This is a genomic window from Lysinibacillus sp. 10T31, assembly GCF_056394365.1.
Map to the genome: position 1 here is coordinate 1 of NZ_JBFTHS010000116.1, position 2,856 is coordinate 2,856.

2 protein-coding genes and 1 pseudogene are annotated in these 2,856 nt (G+C 36.7%); 1 reads left to right on the forward strand and 2 read right to left on the reverse strand.

The features are described from left to right. Both AC1DCY_RS26955 and AC1DCY_RS26960 read right to left on the reverse strand, forming a co-directional pair. A pseudogene (locus AC1DCY_RS26955) lies at positions 1-360 on the reverse strand (translocation protein TolB); the annotation flags it as partial. A gap of 170 nt (positions 361-530) precedes the next feature. Beyond that, complete coding sequence (locus tag AC1DCY_RS26960) at positions 531-935, reverse strand: hypothetical protein (RefSeq protein ID WP_477355696.1); 405 nt, start codon at positions 933-935, stop codon at positions 531-533. A gap of 619 nt (positions 936-1,554) precedes the next feature. Here AC1DCY_RS26960 and AC1DCY_RS26965 point away from each other — a divergent pair. Then, entirely contained in the window at positions 1,555-2,460 is a 906-nt protein-coding gene (locus tag AC1DCY_RS26965; RefSeq protein WP_477355699.1) for a DUF4261 domain-containing protein, read from the forward strand. The last annotated feature ends 396 nt before the right edge of the window (positions 2,461-2,856 follow it).

Consider the following 2,856-nt stretch of genomic DNA (forward strand, 5'->3'; position numbering starts at 1 on the left):
AACATTTAGGATACCTCTCGAATTGTAAGCTAGTTGATTTGATGTTGGCGACCATTTAATTTGACTTGTTTCAATTGATGGATACGGTTGATAGCTTTCCTTTTTCTTTAAATCATAAATATACAGATACGTTTTTTCTCCATTCTCGTCACCTGCTAAATAGGCAATATACTGACCATCTTTTGACCACTTTGGAGAGGATACATACCGACCTGTTGTAAGCTGTATTTCTTTATCTCCCTCCTTCATCCATAGCTGATGATTTCGTATATAAGCAGCTTTAAGAAGAACTTCAGCAGAAGCATCTATTGAAAAATTAAAACTAACGAATAGTATTAATAATATAATTCTAATTGTCATTTATCACACCTCTCCTTTTTTCATTTTCCCGACCTCTTTTTAGAGATATTGTTTCCAAACATTGTTCAATTATTCTGCGCCGTTAGTTCAATAAAGAAAAAAAGAGATGCCTATGCAACTCAATGATCTTTAATTAACGCATCCGTTAGTTGAATAAGAACTAAAGGCCTCTACTCTTGATTAAAATGCAATAATTTATCTAATGGCATATCTGATTCTTTAAAACCATATTTCGTTAACATCATTTGTTCTATCGCTTTTTCAGGATTCTCTTGATAAATCTTTATAATTACTTCACAATGTGCCAAAGCTAAGTGTTCTGTAAGCATTTGTGCAAATTCAATCAGTATTTCTTTATTTTCATCTTTAACAGCTTCATCAGAGAAATATGTAGCAGAGACATAGTTTGCACGCTGGTCATCTTCTTCATAAATTAAATCTGGAATTTCAAAATCATCAAATGTGGCAGGTCGAAATTCATCTAAAATGGCTAAAGCATAATGTTGGTCGCCAATTCGTACATCCCACACTTCAAAGTCCCTTAATCTAATTTTACGTTCAAAATAATCAATCAAACTAAAACGTCCCCTTTCAATTTATTTTACTGGTGATAAATCAATCAAAATTACATCTACTTATTCAACTTTTCTGCTCTGTTAGCACAATAAGAAAAAAGAGCTGTCTAAAACAGCTCAATGATCTTCAAGGAAAGCACGCCGATAGTTTAAGAACCTTTTTCTTCCCCAGACTCTTCAGTGTTGAACCAATTAACATAAAAAAAATCCCTATTATCTAAACATAATAAAAGTTGGGATTAATTCCTAAGGGTGCAAATCCCCCTAACATAATCAATACTAATCCAAAACTTGAAGTTATCTCTCCTATTACGTTTTCATTAAACTTCTCTATACCAATGAATGCACTGATAAAGATTAAAAATACTTTTTCAATAAAATTTCATCTTCTCTAGAATCGCCAACAATCTCGTCCGATTGCATAATACCAATTATTTCAAAACCATATGTTAAACTCAATCATTTTTTTAAAGATGTAAAACATATAGACACTCGCAATTGGAAATGATAAGGAAAAAGTATGATGGGCGATTGGTAATCTTTCGTGTATTCTTGATGAAGTTGATGAACACATCAATATATGATTAAGAAAACAAAACAGAATGAAGGAGAGTGCCTTATGAATGAAATCCTAGAGCAAGAGAAAGACTTCGGATTTGCTAGAGTTTATGCTATTAAACTGCTGTTTAAAGAAAAGCCAGTAGTGGACCGCGAATTACTCTACAGCAAGATAGAACAATACACGGGGAAAACAGATCGACCACAAAATGAAAAGAGTGAGTCGCTGGCAGTATGGGAGCCCTATGAGCAACATGAGAAAGGCGAAATGCTTCACTTCTTTCATTTGAATTATATGGTGAAATATGCAAAAGAAGAATTCCCTGCACAAACAACACTTACTGGCATGAATGTAGGTCCTATATCTGATTACGAAGCCGCTTTGCAGCAAAGTTGGCATTGGAATGAAGCAGGCCAAACGTTGCAAGAGTGTAGTCACGCGTTGTTACTTGTCGATATGATGGCATCTGGACTGGAGCCCCAAAAAAGATTGGAACTACATACGAATGTTCTTCGTGCAATAGTGGAAACGGTCCCTTGCGCTGCGATTTATTTTAGAGAAAGCAATAAGTTGGTCGAGCCATCCGTGTTTTTGGCTGCTATTGATGAGGGCGAAATGTTGTATGGAGCATTGAACATTCGGTTCTACAATGTTGAGGGTACTGGCAGTGAACGCCAGGAAGGTCTCATGGATTCCATTGGGCTTGCAGCACTAGGCATTCCTGATGTGCAATGCCACTTCTATGATATGGATACCAATGAGGTTGCAGGCTGCTTGACTAACTTTGCTTATTATTTGTTTAATCAAGGTGATATTATTACAGATGGAGAAACGATTGGTTTTACAGAGGAGATGCGTTGGCGCTGCGAACATCAATATGCATTAGCTGATCCGCACCGCATAGTCATTGATCTTGATCCCGGTGAGGGCAACTATGCAGGTCACCAGGGTCGGTCTGAAGAATAGTTGCTCCTTTGGGTATTTTGTGACGTCGGTCCTTTCAATACAACCAAAAGTGCGGAGCCTAATTTCAACGGTTTTAATCCTTGAGTACTAGTTTTATCAAAATTTGTTTCTAAAGCTTAGGCTTTATTAATGAGGCCCATAGATAATCGTGGTTATCATACTTTATCAAGGTCTAAATCGTAAAAAAATCAGGGATGCTACATATTATACATGGCAAATATGTAGCATCCCTTTTATTTTATGTTTCACAATCGCGCCCGATCGTATTATAAGGTCAGCCAGAAAATATTTCTGGTTGACCATTTTTTATATCGATATATGATAACGGTAGCCGGGGTAGAACGTTCGCGCCCGTGGGGCTAAGACCCCGTCCGCAAAACAGTTCGCCCCCTACTT